The 15,873-nt window shown below is 62.3% G+C and carries 13 protein-coding genes and 1 pseudogene; 5 read left to right on the top strand and 9 right to left on the bottom strand.

Going from position 1 to position 15,873, the window contains the following annotated elements:
• Window positions 1-78: 78 nt before the first annotated feature.
• The 5 genes and pseudogenes from JN302_RS37680 to JN302_RS37655 all read right to left on the bottom strand — a co-directional run bounded on the left by JN302_RS37680 (window position 79) and on the right by JN302_RS37655 (window position 5,070).
• On the bottom strand, window positions 79-2,220 hold the full coding sequence (locus tag JN302_RS37680; RefSeq protein WP_202331008.1) for a ParB/RepB/Spo0J family partition protein: 2,142 nt from the start codon (window positions 2,218-2,220) through the stop codon (window positions 79-81).
• A 174-nt stretch (window positions 2,221-2,394) separates the two neighbouring features.
• Entirely contained in the window at window positions 2,395-2,883 is a 489-nt protein-coding gene (locus tag JN302_RS37675) for a JAB domain-containing protein (protein WP_202331007.1), read from the bottom strand.
• Between the two features lie 116 nt (window positions 2,884-2,999).
• Entirely contained in the window at window positions 3,000-3,404 is a 405-nt protein-coding gene (locus JN302_RS37670; protein ID WP_202331006.1) for a DUF2958 domain-containing protein, read from the bottom strand.
• A pseudogene (locus JN302_RS37660) lies at window positions 3,401-4,373 on the bottom strand (ArdC family protein). Before JN302_RS37660 ends, JN302_RS37670 begins: the two are co-directional and overlap by 4 nt.
• Before the next feature lie 193 nt (window positions 4,374-4,566).
• On the bottom strand, window positions 4,567-5,070 hold the full coding sequence (locus JN302_RS37655; RefSeq protein WP_202334585.1) for an SOS response-associated peptidase family protein: 504 nt from the start codon (window positions 5,068-5,070) through the stop codon (window positions 4,567-4,569).
• 60 nt (window positions 5,071-5,130) lie between these two features.
• Between JN302_RS37655 and JN302_RS37650 the strand changes: the two genes are divergently transcribed.
• Entirely contained in the window at window positions 5,131-5,721 is a 591-nt protein-coding gene (locus JN302_RS37650) for an SOS response-associated peptidase (RefSeq protein ID WP_202331004.1), read from the top strand.
• Window positions 5,722-6,056: 335 nt separating this feature from the next.
• A complete protein-coding gene (locus JN302_RS37645; protein WP_202331003.1) occupies window positions 6,057-7,331 on the top strand; it encodes a hypothetical protein in 1,275 nt (424 codons plus the stop codon).
• 217 nt (window positions 7,332-7,548) lie between these two features.
• Here the strand turns inward: JN302_RS37645 and JN302_RS37640 are convergent, their stop codons facing one another.
• Genes JN302_RS37640 through JN302_RS37630 form a run of 3 tightly spaced genes read right to left on the bottom strand, consistent with a single transcriptional unit; the run spans window position 7,549 to window position 9,848 of the window.
• Complete coding sequence (locus JN302_RS37640; RefSeq protein ID WP_202331002.1) at window positions 7,549-8,940, bottom strand: exonuclease domain-containing protein; 1,392 nt, start codon at window positions 8,938-8,940, stop codon at window positions 7,549-7,551.
• Between the two features lie 6 nt (window positions 8,941-8,946).
• Window positions 8,947-9,426, bottom strand: coding sequence for an ImmA/IrrE family metallo-endopeptidase (locus tag JN302_RS37635; RefSeq protein WP_244846132.1), 480 nt, complete (start codon window positions 9,424-9,426; stop codon window positions 8,947-8,949).
• 41 nt (window positions 9,427-9,467) lie between these two features.
• Window positions 9,468-9,848, bottom strand: coding sequence for a helix-turn-helix domain-containing protein (locus JN302_RS37630; protein ID WP_202331000.1), 381 nt, complete (start codon window positions 9,846-9,848; stop codon window positions 9,468-9,470).
• On the opposite strand from JN302_RS37630, the gene JN302_RS37625 reads away from it, so the two are divergent.
• The 3 genes from JN302_RS37625 to JN302_RS37615 are packed head-to-tail and all read left to right on the top strand — an operon-like array spanning window position 9,832 to window position 14,688.
• Entirely contained in the window at window positions 9,832-11,169 is a 1,338-nt protein-coding gene (locus JN302_RS37625; protein WP_244846131.1) for a hypothetical protein, read from the top strand. The two genes, JN302_RS37630 and JN302_RS37625, sit on opposite strands and share 17 nt — an antisense overlap.
• Window positions 11,170-11,176: 7 nt before the next feature.
• Complete coding sequence (locus JN302_RS37620) at window positions 11,177-13,432, top strand: Mov34/MPN/PAD-1 family protein (RefSeq protein WP_202330999.1); 2,256 nt, start codon at window positions 11,177-11,179, stop codon at window positions 13,430-13,432.
• Entirely contained in the window at window positions 13,432-14,688 is a 1,257-nt protein-coding gene (locus JN302_RS37615; RefSeq protein WP_202330998.1) for a patatin-like phospholipase family protein, read from the top strand. Before JN302_RS37620 ends, JN302_RS37615 begins: the two co-directional genes overlap by 1 nt.
• Here the strand turns inward: JN302_RS37615 and JN302_RS37610 are convergent.
• Window positions 14,642-15,844: a hypothetical protein gene (locus tag JN302_RS37610; RefSeq protein WP_202330997.1), complete on the bottom strand. Its 1,203-nt coding sequence runs from the start codon at window positions 15,842-15,844 to the stop codon at window positions 14,642-14,644. The genes JN302_RS37615 and JN302_RS37610 overlap by 47 nt on opposite strands.
• Window positions 15,845-15,873 lie beyond the last annotated feature (29 nt).

The raw sequence follows: 15,873 nt of genomic DNA, 5'->3' as shown, positions 1-15,873 counted from the left end.
ACGAGGAGGCCCGGCAGGGCGCCGGGCCATCGGATGGGGGATGAGCGGGGGCAGCCGAAGCCGCCCTAGGGATGGGGGTTACTCGGCAGCGATCGGCTGCACCGGCTCGCCGGCTTCGGCGGCGGAGGTGTCTTCCTCGTCGCCGGCGAGGAATGCCGGCAGCGCCGGTATGCCGCCATCGGCATCGCCGGGTTCGGCCACAGGCTGCTCGTCGCCAGCGAGGCGCAGGGGCTCGGGCAGCCAGCCGCTGTCGGCGAGCAGACGCTCGGCCTCCTTGGCCATCTCGCCCTTCTTGAGGTGATCGATGAGTTGCGCCGCGCGCTCACCCGCGCCTTCGCGCACCGCTTCGAGGATGCGGGACTTGGTGACGCGGCCGAGATAGTTGGCGACGGTGGGCCGCCAGCCGGCATCGAACATATCGAGACCCGTGACACGGGCGAGCCGATCCGCCTCGCGCAAACGCTGCTCGAGGCCCTGCTGGCTCACCCCGGCCCCGTAAGGATTGATGCGCTCATAGAGCGCGTTGATGCCGAAGCTGACGCAATGGGCGAGCAGCGCCAGCCGGCTGGCTTCGTCGAGGCCGTCGAGCCAGGTCCACAGCGCCTCGTCGTTGCCGGACGGAATGTCGGTCTTCCAGGCCTCGTGACGTTCGGCGACGGCCTTGGCGGAGGGGCTATCCTTGACGTCGGCGTCCTGGGCGGTGAGATGGACGTGGCGGACCGAGGCCTCGACACAGCCGATCGAGCAGCGCTGACCAAACGTGTCGAGCACCAGCCGGTGCAGCAGCGCCGTCATCGCGACGTGCGGGTTACTGGCGACGGCATTGCGCAGCGCCAGCGTGCGATGGGCTGTGAGATCGATCACCAAGCGCTCAGGCAGCGGCTTGATGGCGTCGCCCTCATCCTCGTCGTCCGGCCCCGACGGCTGTGCACCGATTGTGATCGAGGTCCGGCGAACCGCGGGGTCGGCGCCATCATCATCGCCCTCGGTCCCGCCTTCGGCTTGGCTACCATATCCGTCGTCCGTTTCGGGCGCTTCGTCCTCGGGCCGGACATAGCCGCGATCGACGATCAGGTCGCCACAGCGATCGATGCTTACGAAAACACCGGCGCGTGCGATTTCCGCCGGCTCGTAAATCATCGGCCGGTTTTCGAGCTGTTCGAGCGCTTCCTCGATCGCGCCAAGGCGGCGATCTACCTCATCGGGAAGTTCGTCTGCCTCGCCGTACTGAGCCTCGAGGTCGTCGTACTCGTTGCGCAGCGCCTCTCGGCTGGCCCGCTCCTCGTCGGTCAGGTCGACGAAGCTACCGGCCAGCGAGCGCAGACCCTGCGCGTGGCCATAGGGCAGGTCGACATCGACCACGATCCACTTCCAGCCTTCGGCGGCGATCACGTCGGCGGTCGCGCGCAGCTTCTCGCCGACGAGGCGATCCAGCAGCGCCGGATCCTGCAGCCAGCCGCCATTGTCGGCCTCGAACAGGTCACGCAGCACGATGCCGCCCGCGGCGACATAGGCGTCGACACCGACGAACAGCGCCCGGCGGTCATTGGCGCGCACTGAGGTCTCGGTCAGCATGCGCCGGATCTGGTGCGGCTCCCGAGACCAGGAATTCTGCAGCGTTTCCCACACCTGTTCCTGGCGCGCATGGTCGTCGGTCACGGTGAAGGCCATGAGCTGGTCGAGCCTCATGCCGTCCTGCTCATAAACCTCGAGCAGCTTCGGCGAGACCTTGGCGAGGCGCAGGCGCTGTTGCACGAATGTGGCCGAAACGAAGAATCGCGCCGCGATTTCCTCGTGCGTGGCGTCCTGGTCGTGGAGCGTCTGGAAGGCCCGGAACATGTCGAGGGGATGGAGATCCTCGCGCTGGAAGTTCTCGGCCAGCGAGTCCTCCTCGATCGGCACGGCGCTGTTGGCGTCGGAAACGACGCAGGGTACCGCTTCGGTCTTGGCCATGCGCTTCTGCTTGACCAGGAGTTCGAGCGCGCGGTAGCGGCGCCCGCCGGCGGGCACCTCGAACATTCCGGTCTCGTTGCCCTCGACGTCGAGCACCGGCCGGACGTTGAGGCTCTGGAGGAGTCCACGCCGCGCGATGGAGGCCGCGAGGTCCTCGATCGACTGTCCGTTCTTGATGCGCCGGACATTGGCCTGGCTCAGCACCAGCTTGTTGAAGGGGATGTCGCGCGAGGCGTTGAGGGTGATCTTCTGCTTGGCGGTCGCCATGATATTTTCTCCGCGACGGGCGCCGAGAGCCTCTCTCTCCGCTTTCAACCCGTCGCGAAAACCCGAGCCCCTCTCTCACTCCGCGACAGCGCGGCCGGCTTGTGCGACTGGAAGCCACGGCTCCGGGAACCGTGTGCGGAGAAAGCCGAGCACCGCCAGGGGTCCGACAAGCACCTAGATTTCGCCTCGGGCGCGCAAACTCACCTCGCGCCCGATACCGACGATGATGTGGTCATGCAGCGTCACGCCCAGAACCTTGCAGCTCTTCTGGATTTCCCTGGTCATCGCGATGTCGGAAAGCGATGGTTCAGGATCACCGGCAGGATGGTTGTGAACGATGATCAGCGCAGTCGCGTTGAGCGCCAGAGCCCGCCTCAGAACTTCCCGGGGATAGACCGGCACGTGATCGACCGTGCCGATGGAGAGGCACTCATCCGAGATGAGCCGGTTCTTCCGGTCGAGATAGAGGACATGAAACCGCTCCACTTCGCCACGGATGGTGAGTGCGCAATAGTCCAGCACCGCCTGCCAGGATGACAGGACGGGATTCCGGCTGAGGTAGCGCAGCAGGATCTGGCGCGCCTCATAGATGACGACCTGCTCCTGCGCCGAGAGCGGTGCGGACCCTGGCTCCACACCGAGCGTCCTCTGATGTTGTGTCATGTTCAAGTCTCCCGACGGGCAGCAGGCCCCGTGCCAATGCTTCAACCCGTCACGAGCGAGGCGCCGCCCTCGTCCTCTGAGAGCGGCGCAGGATCGCAATAACGGAGAGCCAGAAATCAGGCTTTCCGGGTTTCCGTGTCGGCGGGTTTCCGCGTGAGCGCGGCAGCGCAGTGGGCACGGGCACAAAGAATGCGCTCTGCCGCGCGGATGCTGCCCGCCTGCCGTGCTGCCCCGGTCCAGACCGAAAGCGTTCGCTCGGTGGAGAAGAGAATGTCGCGTTCGATTCCCATGCCGAAGGGCAGGCGGACCGACGCAAGCTCCTCGAGCGAGAAGCTGCCAAGCTCGGGACAGCCAAGATCGGCGAGACCGAACAGGACGTCTCCCTGGGCATCGAGCTCGGTGGCGAGCCAGACGCCCTCGCCAATTGGATTGAAGAACTTGACAACCGGCACGTGGTCGGCGCCGCGATCACGCCCGTTGGCAAGCAGGCGTTCGCGCAGATCGTCGGTCAGGAGGATCATGCCGCCCTCCTGTCGATCTCGGGCCCGCGGCTCTCGCCGCCATCAATGGCGCCGCCGGCATCGGGCAGGAAACCGAGCAGCCAGTCGGCGGCCTTGCTGGCCTGCGAGGCCGCGCGCACGATCGCGCGGTTGTCCTCGCGCAGCACTTCGAGCCAGGAGCCAAGGTAGTCGGCATGGCGCACGGTCGGGACAATGCCGAGCGCGGCGCAGCAGAAGGCCGCGTTCATCTCCGCCGACGAGTTCCTCGAAGCCGTACTTCTTGCTGCCGAAAGAACCCCCGAGGTCCCGGCCGAGCCTCGAGGCATGCCCGGTGGCGTGACCGAGTTCATGCAGCGCCGTGCGATGCCAGTTGATCGGCTCGAAATAGGCGGCCGGCGGCGGCACCATGACATAGTCGTGCGCCGGCACGTAGTAGGCGCGATCGCCGCCAATGCGGAAATCGATGCCGGTGGCCTCGATCAGCGCCTCGACCGTCGGCTCGATCATGCCCGGCGGAGGCGGCGGCAGCTCGACCGCAATGTCCTCAGGCAAGCCTTCGCACTGCGCCACGTTGAAGACGGTGAACCGGTTCAGGAAGGGGATGGCCTGGGCTTCTTCCCCAGTATCGCGGGCGCGTTGCTTTTCGTCCTCGGGCACGAAGCGATCGGCATAAACCACGGTCGTGCCGCGCTCACCCTTGCGGACATTGCCGCCAAAGGACAGCGCTTGCCGGAAGGTCAGCCAGCCCTGGCCCGGAAAGCCGTGCTGGACCACGGCGCCCCATAGGATCAGGATGTTGATACCGGAATAGGCGCGGCCGGTGCTGGCGTTCTTTGGCAGGCCCAGCGGCGCAGTCGCCGCAGACGTGCCCCAGGGCTGTACCCATGGGAAACGGCCGGCTTCGAGGTCGGCGATGATTTTGCCGGTGATCTCGTCATAGAGGCTCGTCCGGTCGGCGCCGGCGCGAGCATGGCGGTGATGTCTGGACATCGCGGTTCTCCGCGACGGGCGCCGGAAGCTCTCCTCCAGCTCTCAACCCGTCACGGCAAACCGGTCCGCACTCTCACTCCAGGGGGCGTTGTGGGGTCTCCCCGCAGAAGGGGGTGTGTCGGCAACGAAGTGCCGGCCAGGGGGAAGGCCTTCCCCCAAAACCGTAAAGGCGCAATTGCCGGAACTCAGGATTTCAGAACGCCAACTCGGCCTGGCGGGGCTCATCCCATAGCCGCACCTTGAAGGTTCCCGGTGGGAGCGGCCGGAGCAATTCATCTTCGCGGCACGTCCGATCGAGCCAGGCCATCCGCTGCTCGCGCCGCAGCACCGCCATCTGGCGATCGTGGAAAGGTTCGACATCGGCGTTCGCAGCGATGGTCAGGATCGCATAGGACTCGGGCCAGTCGTCTGTTGCCGGCCGCCAGACTCCGGCGAAATAGAACCAGTCGCCATCGGCAAGCGAGAAGCCGTAGTGCTTGCCGCGGCTGCGATGGCGGAACTCGGAGGCGGGAACGAGGCAGCGATGGCTGGGAAAGCTGCGCCCTTCCGCGCGAATCACGGTGAAGGGACGGCCACCCCGACTATGAGGCTGAAGACCCCACGGAAGCTCAACCATCTCGACGTCGCCGGCATTGCGGCGAATGGCGACACGGCGCTGGCCAATCGAGGCTTCCGAGTCGAAAATGCTTGCGTTCATCGTAACGTGAACATACCAAGAACGATCACATAGTGCAAATGTCAATGGAGGCCCTGGACGATGTGCAACGACTATCGCCTGCATGTGGACGTCGCTTCCATTGTCGAGGATTTCGCGGACCTCAAGATCAAGATCCGCTTCTCCGAAGGGCGACCCAACCTCGAGGCGCGCGACGACATCAAGATCACCGATGTCGGACCGATCATCCGGACAGTCGACGGTGAGAGGGGAGAAGGCGACCTTGTGCAGCGGCGCTGGAGTTGGCCTGGTCCGAACAAACGGCCGGTCTACAACTTCAGGAGCGACGGACGGGAATTCACCTCGAACCGCTGCCTGATTGTCGCCGACGGGTTTTACGAGTTCACCGATCCGAATAACCCGAAGAAGAAACGCAAGGACAAGTGGCTCTTCACCAAGAAAGATGAGCCGATCTTCTGCATCGCGGGCATCTGGCGCGCGACCGACGACGTCGGCGAGGCCTTCACCATGCTAACCATGGAGCCTGGTCCGGACATTGCGCCCTACCACGACCGGCAGATCGTCATCCTGGATCGCAGTTCGTGGGCTGACTGGCTCGATCCCGCCATCCCTGCGCAAACGCTGATCAAGCCGCTTGCCGAAGGGTCGTTGCGCGTCGAGCAGGTTGGTTGAAGAGAGAAACCTCACGATGAAGTTTCCGCTCCGCGCCTGCCAGCGAGCCGACACCAAGGCAGAAGGTCTCGAACGGGGTCCGGAAGATGACTGTCGGCTTTCGTGATGAAGGCTTGCCACGTTGCCGCTTTCGCGAGGGATCCGTACTGCAATGCTTACGCGACTTTTGACGCGCGGAGAGCGCGCATTGAGCTGGCAGCGTGATGAATATGACCGGTGCCGCCGTCTCATAAACTATTTAAACCGCTGATAAATCAGGGACAACGGGTGAGACAGATTGCCTGCCATATCCCGCCAGCGCGGTATCGATCGCGATTGAATTGAGACCTTTCGCTATGCAATTGACACGTCTTGAGCTTTATAAACGGGTCTGCGACAGGCCGCTCAGCAAGGTCGCCCCAGAGCTTGGAATCTCCGGCACGGCGCTGGCCGCCATCTGCAAACGATACCAGGTTCCCTATCCCGGATCGGGGTACTGGACCCGCAAGTCCCTCGGGCTCGCGGCGGAGCTACCCGCGTTGCCAGAGGCACCTGATGAGACCATTGAGATCACGCCGTCGATCCCAAAGCCACGACAAAAGAGAACGCGGGAGGAAGGAGCCGCGCGCAAGACCAGGCTCGTTGTGAAACTCCGTCGTCCGGCGCGTCATCCGCTGCTGTTTGGTGTCGAGGAACATCTGCGAAAAACACGGGAGGTGAAAGACGGAGAGTTTCTCCGGCCCTACAAGAGGATCCTGCCAGATCTGATTTCATCAGAAACCGCGCTGCCGCGCGCGCTCTCGATCGCCAATGACCTCTACCTCGCGCTGGACGAACAAGGATTCCGGGTTCAAATCGCTCACGCCAACGAGGGCTTTCGTCGCATCCACGTCAAGGAACAGGAGGTGGAGCGAAAGGATCGGAAATACGGACGCTACCACTCGGGAAGCATCTGGGCTCCGGACCGACCGACCATCTGCTACATTGATACGGTGCCAATAGGGCTCGCCATCACGGAGATGACGGAAAGAGTGACGATGCGTTACCTCAATGGTGATTATCATCGCGAGGACAGCAAACTCATTCGGTCAGCCAAACCTTGGCAACTGACGCATTCGTGGACAACAGAGCAGGATATGCCCTGCGGACGTTTTCGGGTGATTGCCTATTCCCCGAAAAAGGGCGTCGACTGGTCCATCAGTTGGCAGGAGACCGAGCAGGAGGCGCTTGGCACGCTGATCCCAAAAATCGTCGAGACCTTGAAAGCGGCTAAGGACAATGTGCAACGTCTAATGGACGCCGAGGACGTGGCCGAGGCGAAAAGGAAAAAAGAGCGTGAGGAGGAGTGGGAGCGGTACGAAAGACGGGAGGATGCCCGCAAGACAGCTCAGGCTCTAGCCGATAGCCGGCAGCAGCTTGCGGAAATTATCGAGAGGTGGGGAAAGGCTATGACGGTAGAGCGCTTTTTCACAGACGCGGAAGAGCGCCTGAAGTGTACGAACGGCGAGCGTCGGCAGCGCCTGGAGGAGCGTCTGACGCTCGCGAGGGCAATGATGGAAACCGTGGATCCGCTGGATTTCATAGAAGGCTGGGTAGCCCCGGAGGAGAGGCATCGTTCAAAGTTCAGCTAGACGGGTTCGGTTGCCGGCATTGCGGCCACGCACCCCAGAGAACTAAGGATGAAGAGCACCGGAGAATCGTCATAGAATCCATGCCGGACTCGCGCCGAATGGAGATCGGCAGCTATTTATGCTTTCGGCCTCGTGTAGCGGACATCGGCGGAAGCAGCATGATCGTCCGAACCCGACGGTGGCAACCTGGCTCGATGAAAGTCGGCTTCGCACCAGATCAGGCGGCCACGGACTGCTGGATCAACCTATCCAGATAAGTCCGATATGATCGAATTATTTCCGCAGTTCGCGGGTCACGAGTGACATAGGCGTTAATCGCTCGCGTAGCTGTTTCGAACGTCATCCACGGTACAGTGCCACCCGCTCCTCCCATTCGGAGAGCCAATCCGTCGGCCATTTTCTGGCGGAGCACGGAATCCAATAGGTCGGGTCTCTCGTAGAAGAGGATACGCCGTCCAAGCTGGAACAGCCGGCGGTCGGCGAAGGTGTTGAGGAACGACGCCCGTTGTTCCCAGGAGGCGGCGTGAAATGCCGCCATCTTGTCCTCTTCCTCAAACGGAATGAGCTGACCATAGAGCTGGCTCTCAACATGGGGCGACGACGGATAGTCGGTTTCATTCGCTTTCGCGATCGTGAGCAGCCGGTCAGTCAATCCGGTCTGTGACCGAAGTGTCGCCACCTGCCCAGTGAAGAACGCCTCGTCGGGCGCATTCTCCAGGCCTTCGACTTCATAGATCGGCATCATAAGCGGCGATGCGTTGATTCGCACTCGCCGCAGCGAGCTGCCCGACGAAACGAGGACCGCCGACAAGGCTCCGTCATCCATGTTTGCCAGACTGGCGATGTCGGCAGTCAGATCGATGCAGTAGTGGCAATTGCCATCCTTCTCGCTCGCGCCGAGCCAGGAAACGTAGCGGATTCCTAGATCGTCGCGACGCGGGTCGAATAAGAGGACCGCGTCCTCATTCTTAAGGAAATCCGCCGCGGACCGCTTGCTGGTGAAACGCAGGAATTGAGACCAGAGATCCGGAGCCTTTTCAGAGATCAGCTTGCACAGCCATAGAAGGGCTTCGGTGTCCGCCATCGCCTCATGATGAGCACCGGTCACATAGCCGTTTGCCACGCAAACACCGCCCAGGCCAAAACTCAGGTCCCCGTTCCCGCCGACACCTGCCTTGAGGGCCTCGGGACGAAGCGCATGCACCGCACGGGCCAGTCGCAAGGCATCGCCGCGGCTGTTCTGGTTCCTGCTGGTCAGATAGGCGGGATGGAGCGTCTGATAGAAGCCGTGATGAAGAAATCGCTCATCAAAGCGCGTCGAGTTGTATCCAATGATCGTCGATGGCGACCATTTCCGCAGCGTTTGTGCGATCAGGCTCATCCCCGAAACGAACGATGGACGCTCGCTGGCGAGAAGGTCCTCGATCGATGTTCCCGTCAAGCAGAGCGCATCCGGGGACGGCAACACGTGCGGCATCAATCGTAGGCGGACCTCAAGCCGGTCGATAGGTGTCAGAACGTCGTCCGTCCGAATGGCGGCGAACTCAGTTATCTGGTCGAAGGCCGGACTCAGGCCGGTCGTCTCCACGTCGTAGAAGACGAAGCCCACCGCCACTCACCTACGCGCTGGGCTAAAGAGCCGGAAACGTATCGCCGCCTCGCTCACGCGAAACTTCGCAGCCAGAGAGGTGATGACCTCGTCATCCTCAAATGCGATTCCCGCTGCCGATGGTTGCGCTTGGAGCAGCGATTCGGGCATCAATAGCTCCGACGCGAAGGCATTCGCTTCAATCTCGCGCCAATCCGTGCCCGCCTCGGTCATAATGTCGCGATGCAGGATCTGTTTGTCGACATGCACGGATCCCTCGATCAGGTCTCGATGGAGGGTGAGGTGGCCGATTTCGTGAGCAAGCGTAAAGCGCTGCCGGTTGGGGTGGTGCAGCGCGTTGATGCCGATCACCGGGACGTCGTCCTGCATCGCAACCATTCCTGACAGGTCGCCATCCAGCGGCGCATACTGCACCCGAATTTTCATCGCCCTGGCCATCCGCTCGACCGGCACTGGTGGCGTCTTGACAGCGAACTGCGTGATCAACTCCCTCGCCGCAGCTCTCGCTCCTGACTTGTCGGCGCGCATCAGCGCCGTCGCTCGGCTTTGTCGCGGAGAGCCTGACTGATCAGGTTTTCCACCTGCGCTTTCTCGACAGCCGTCAAAGTGTCGCCGGTAAACTTCATTGCCGCCTGTCCTCCTGTGCTGCCTTGTTTTCCTCTGCGTGCCGACTGCCACGACTTCGGGCGCCGGCTCGGTATCAAATCGAGAATCGATTCAAGCTCGAGCGCGTCCGCGATCTCATAGATGTGATGCAGCATTGCCCGCTGCCGACCGGTCTCGATGTTGGCAAGCGATGCACGCGTGAGCCCCAATCGCTCCGCCACCTGCGCCTGCGTTAGCTTTCGCGCGGCGCGGTGCGCAGCGATGTTCCGCCCGAGAAGCCGATAGATGTCCGTGTCGCTCATGAAAGCGACACAAACGCTGTTCGCCGACATTGTCAACAACGCAATCATGTTTGTAATGCAATCATTACAAAAATTTAATGTGACGAGCGCTGGACTCGGGAACACCTGCCGAGTCAGCATTTCGAAAATGTGGAATGGGCCAGCCGAGTCGCGGACCAGGCGCCCCCGGACAATCGCGGAGACGACGATGACTGCGACTATGACTTTTCATCCTCTGGGCAATGCCGACTGCACCCGATTCGACTTGGCCGATGGCCGCAAGATGCTGGTGGACTACGCCGACATGCGCAACGATGACGACCTTTGGGACCGTCGGATCGATCTGCCAGCTGAACTGAAGGCCGATCTGCGCGCCGCAAGGCGCGACTATTTCGACGTCGTGATGTTCACGCATCTCGATGACGATCACTGCTGCGGCGTGGGCGACTTCTTCTGGCTGGAGCACGCCGCCAAGTACCAGGGAGAGGGTCGCACCAAGATCAAGGAACTGTGGGTCCCGGCAGCCGCAATCCTCGAGGACGGATGCGAAGACAGCGCGCGTATCGTGCGCCAGGAAGCACGGCATCGCCTGCGGAAGGGCTCCGGGATCCGTGTCTTTTCCCGACCGAAGAAGCTCAGGGAATGGCTGGAAAAGCAGGGGCTCACCCTTGAATCGCGCGCCCACCTGATCACCGACGCGGGCCAGTATGTGCCGGGCTTTTCGACGTCGGGGCCGGAGCGTGTACGGTTTTTCATCCACAGCCCTTTCGGCTGGCGTCAGGATGACAACCAGATCATCGATCGCAATCAGGACAGCGTCGTGTTCCAGGCCACGTTCCTGGAGGGCGCACGCGAGACGCACGCGCTGTTCATGTCCGACATCAACTACGACTCGATCGACCAGATCGTGAGGACTTCGAAGAGGCACGCTAACCAGGACAGGCTGCGCTGGGACGTCTTCAAGGTTCCTCACCACTGCTCCTACCTCTCGATCGGACCCGAAAAGGGTAACGACGAGACCAAGCCTACCGAGCATGTGAAATGGCTGTGCGAGACGCAGGGCCAGAGCCGCTGCACGCTGATGTCCACCAGTTGGTCCATCCCGGCCAAAGGCACGGCCGAGGACAAGGATGTCCAGCCACCCCATCGCCAGGCGGCCGCCTACTACAAGCGTGTGGCCAATCTGAAGGACGGTGCGTTCAAGGTCACCATGGATCTGCCCTCTGCGAGTAGGCCGAAGCCGTCCAAGATCGAGATCACCGAGCGCGGCGCGACGCTCCTGATGGTCTCCGCCACCACGGGCAGCGCGACAATCATCTCGACGCCGGCGCGCGCGGGTTAGGCGGGAAATGGTGGCGATCCATCCGTGGTGGGCGAGTTTTGGCGTCGACGTGGCAAATGCCGCCGCGCTGACGCCGGCTTCCGCACGCGATCTGGCCGCACTGGTCGCCTCGGGGGATCTGCCAGGAGTGACGCTGCTTGAGCTGCACGAAGCGGAGAACATGCAATGCGCAGCAATCGGCCTTCAGGTCGACGTCGAGCGGCCGCAGGACCTTGCCCATCCGATTCGCGCGGTGGAGCCGATTGCCGTCTTCTTTCCGTTCGATGGGGGGCAGCCTAGCGTCCTGGCCCTTCGGGAAGACTTTCCCGACACGCCGCATCAAAACTGGACCCCGCCGGATATGCCCAGCGCTCTGTGCATCGATGATCGCCCATGGGCCGAGGCGCGCCTGACTGTTACCGCACCTGACATCGTGCGGCGTATCCAGCTCTGGCTTGCCAAGGCGGCGCGCGGGGATCTGCACGATCTGGCTCAGCCGCCGGATCCGCTTTTCTATGCTTCAGCTATCGGCTTGGTTGTCCCGGCGTCCGTACTCGTGCCGGAAAGGGGTCCCGTTGAACTGGCCGGATACGTCCGCGGGGATAATGAACAGCTTATCCTGACGCACCCCGTCACGGCCACGGATCAGCCCTTCACCATGACGATCCTGGCTTTTCAGGCACAGCCCCGCGGCCCGACGCGTCTGCGGCACGCGCCACGGACCCTGGCCGCGCTTGCCGCCGAACTCGAACCGTGTGGCATCAAGCTCTACGATGAACTGAAATCGCGGCTGAAGGCGTGGACGGGTTTCGGCAAGGCCGACATCCGCCGCCTCTCGGGCCGCCTGGCCATCGTTGTGGCTTTTCCCGTGGCCACCGGCGAGCAGCAGGGCGTAAACGACGTTCGAGCGTTCCTGACCTATGATTCGGCGGGCGAGATTGGCACGGCTCTCGGCGTCCTTGCCGCCAACCTCAGCGGCAACGGCAACGACAAGGCCTATGTGGCTCTGATTGCCGGGGGTCAGCCGAGTCAAGCGGAATTGAAGGTCGAACCCCTTCAGGTTCACTTTGCGCTCGACCGAGCTCTCGCAACAACCATTGCCGGAATGCCCACCGCCGACATACGCCGCGTCGTTCTCGTCGGGGCCGGATCCCTGGGTTCGCAGCTTTCGCTCAACCTTGCGCGGGAGGGCCGCTTCGTCTGGGCGGTCGTCGATCAGGACTACATTCTGCCGCACAACCTCGTGCGCCATGCCCTGTTTGCCCGCGAGGTTGGCGCACCGAAGGCCGCGGCCCTGGCCGACAAGCTGGCAGGGATACTTGGCCAGCCGGTCCCCTCGATTGGCTGCGATGTCTTGCACCCGGACGAAGGTCAGGTCGCAATCTTGGCAACAGCCTTTTCCGATGCCGACATCATTCTGGATGCGTCCGCGTCGGTGGCGGTCGCGCGGCACCTGTCCGATGTTCCAGACAGCAAGGCTCGGCGCATCTGCGCCTTCTTCAATCCTACCGGAACAGCCGTTGTCGTGCTGGCCGAAGACACGGAGCGCCGCGTCACAATGCGCGATCTTGAAGCGCAGTATCACCGCCTTGCGCTGACGGAGCCGAGCCTTGCCGGACATCTCGGTACCCAGAGCGGCGGCGTGCGTTACAGCGGATCGTGCCGCGCGCTCACCAACAAAATCCCTGCCAGCAATGCTGCGCTTCTCAGTGCGCTGGCGGCAATGGGTTGCAAGGAGGCGGCGGATTCCAAACAGGCGACGATCACCGTCTGGACGCATGCCGGAGACGGCAGCATCCAGGCTGTCAGGCGCAACGGCAGCGCCATGATGCAAGCCTCGATGGGCGACTGGTCAATCAGCTATGATGCCGACCTTGATGCTGCGCTACGGAGCATGAGGGAGGAAAAACTTCCTGCCGAAACCGGCGGCGTGTTGCTCGGAATCGTTGATACCAGCCGGAAGTCAATTCACATCGCGCATGCCCTGCCGCCGCCCGAAGACAGCCAGGGAGATTCGGCCGCGTTCGAACGCGGCATTGTGGAACTTTCGGAGCAGGTCCGGCGTGCCGCCGAGGCGAGCATGCACCAGCTGCGCTACATCGGTGAATGGCATTCGCATCCTGATTGCGCCTCGGTGATGCCGAGCGCCACCGATCTCAGCCAGCTTCTGTGGCTTCGGCAGGAACTCGCGCGTGAGGGGCTCCCAGCATTGATAGCCATCGCCGGGGACAACGGCCGGCTTGCGCTTGTGTCCAGCTCAGCGCAGGCCAGGAGCGCTGCCTGATGACGACAGAGACCGATCGCAAGATGTACGGGAACGACCTCCAGGGACGATTTGAGGGCAACGCTGAGCGCAACGATTTTCTCACCGCAAGCAAGGTCGAGGACAAGGTCGGACTCTGCCTTTCCGGCGGTGGGTATCGTGCCATGCTTTACCACACCGGCGCGGTGATGCGGCTCAACGAGCTCGGACTTCTACCGACCCTTTCCGAAGTGGCCAGCGTGTCTGGCGGATCGATCACCGCCGCTCTGCTCGCGCTCGCTTGGCCTTCCCTTCGTTTTGATGAAAGCGGAGTCGCATCGAATCTGACCGACGCCTTCGTTGGTCCTGTCACGCGGTTCGCGACCGTCAGCATTGACCTCAGAGCAATTCTTCTAAGCCTGCTGCCGGGTGTTCATGCTGCGGATGAAATCGCAAAGGCGTACGACCGGCATCTTTTCCATGGCGCCACGCTCCAGGACTTGCCTGACACGCCTCGCTTCACTTTCATGGCCACGAACCTTCAGACCGGGAGCGGCTGGCGCTTTGCCAAGGACTACTCGGCGGACCATCGTGTGGGTCGCATCGACCGACCGTCCATCCCTCTGTCGCAGGTCGTCGCGGCGTCATCAGCCTTTCCGCCGTTCCTTTCGCCGGTTCGTATCCCGCTTGCCCGTCATGGCGTAGCGCCCATGCCGGGTGCGGATTTGCATAGGCCGCCCTTTACGGTGGAAGCCGTGCTCACCGATGGAGGGGTTTACGACAATCTCGGACTGGAACGAGTTTGGCGCCGCTGCCGCACCATCCTCGTCAGCAATGCGGGCGGCTCCACGCCGGAGATCGGTCGACCATCAGGAAGGTGGATTGGCCAGATCTTTCGCACCCTGCGCCTGATCCACCAGCAGGCCGAAGACTCGCGCAAGCGCTTGCTCTTCGGAGTGCATAACCTCAAGCAGCGCAAAGTTGCGTTCTGGAGCATTGATACGCCAATTAGCGCGTATGGCGTCCCGAACGCTGTTGCCTTCGCCGACGAGGCGACCGGGCGGGCGGCAACAATACGCACGCGCCTCAACCGGTTCTCTCCTTCCGAAATCGGCCTTCTTCTCCAGGCAGGATACGCCGGTGCCGATGCATCACTCCGGGCGCGCGGCATTGCGGCGAATTTGCCACCGGCCGACTTCTCACGGCTTCCGATCGACCTTCCGACAACGCGCGTTGCACGGGGGCCGAGCCTCACAGATCCTTCAAACGCTCCGCCAGCGCCACACGCCCGAGCCTAATTGCTGCCAGCTGAACGCAACGCAGAAAGTTGGTCTTCTCCATGAGATGGCGGATTTCTTCCTGCGGGTTGTTCGTGGCGGCGTGTTCCTGCCGCTTTTCGGCGACCAGGGTCTCGTAGTATTCGGGAAAGACCCGGTCGCGGCCAAGGTAATACACCGTCTCCAGATCGGCCAATTGGTCGGGCGATAGCTGCGCCTGAAGCGTCTTGATGACCTCGCGAAGCGCAGCGTTGTGATGCTGCATCGCTTCGAACCTCTCAATGCCAAAATAATCGGCGCCAAGCTCTCCATCCTTCGGCTTTTCAAGCTTTGGATGCAGAAGGCGCCATTGCCGCACGATGCCTACAATGTCCTCATCGGAGAGATGGAGAAGCGGGGTCTCCATGCCCAATATGGCCCCCATCTCCCGGTTTCTTTGAATTTGATCAAGCGCGAGAGAAAACTGCCGGCTGCCGAAGCCGAAACGCAGCATCACCTCCGCCTTCTGTTCGTCGAATGCGGGGGTATTCCACAGGTGCCGCTTGGGCATGATTCTCGCGATGGCCATCAGGTCCCGTCTGGAGCACCGACCGGTGTGAGAACCGGTAGCGTGCTCACGCAGAAAATCCACTGTCCGATACTGCAAATCATCGATGAGCGTTTTCAGCTCGCCCAGGCTGGTCTGGATAACCTTCAAATTGGCCAGGGCGTAATCCGCCAGACTGGGATCGTCGTCACGGTTTCTGTGGTAGCGCAGCTCCTGACCGTCTGAATCGATGCGCGACAGACTTTCGATGAAAGGCTCGAGCGCGGCGATCGTCCTGGAAAGCGCCTCGTCGCCGATCGCGGCGTGGTGAAGGCGTTCCCACTGGGCCTTGATGTTGTGATCGCGCTTCCTGTCACCGCCGACAATTTGCGCCGCGACCAGCCGGTCTGTCGCGAATTTCAGCGCCAGCTCGATGGCATGGCGCGCGTTGTAAAGGATGGGCAGAACGAGCGTGTCGCGTTTGCCAAACAATTGCTTCTCGATGACTGCGTCCGCAAGCTCCATCGCTGCCTCGATGTAGCCATCGACATAGTTTTCTTCCTCGCCTTGCCTGCCGATGCAGGCATTCCAGTCAGGATCATCCGCAGCCTTGAAAAAGGGGTCGTTTGCGTAGGGGTCAGGTCCAGTCATCGTTCACCACCTCCACAGCTATGAGCTTG

Origin of the sequence: Mesorhizobium sp. L-8-3, assembly GCF_016756615.1 — a bacterium.
Taxonomy (GTDB): domain Bacteria; phylum Pseudomonadota; class Alphaproteobacteria; order Rhizobiales; family Rhizobiaceae.
Note: the sequence above shows the minus strand (reverse complement) of the source record. Positions and strands in the feature narration are given on the sequence as shown.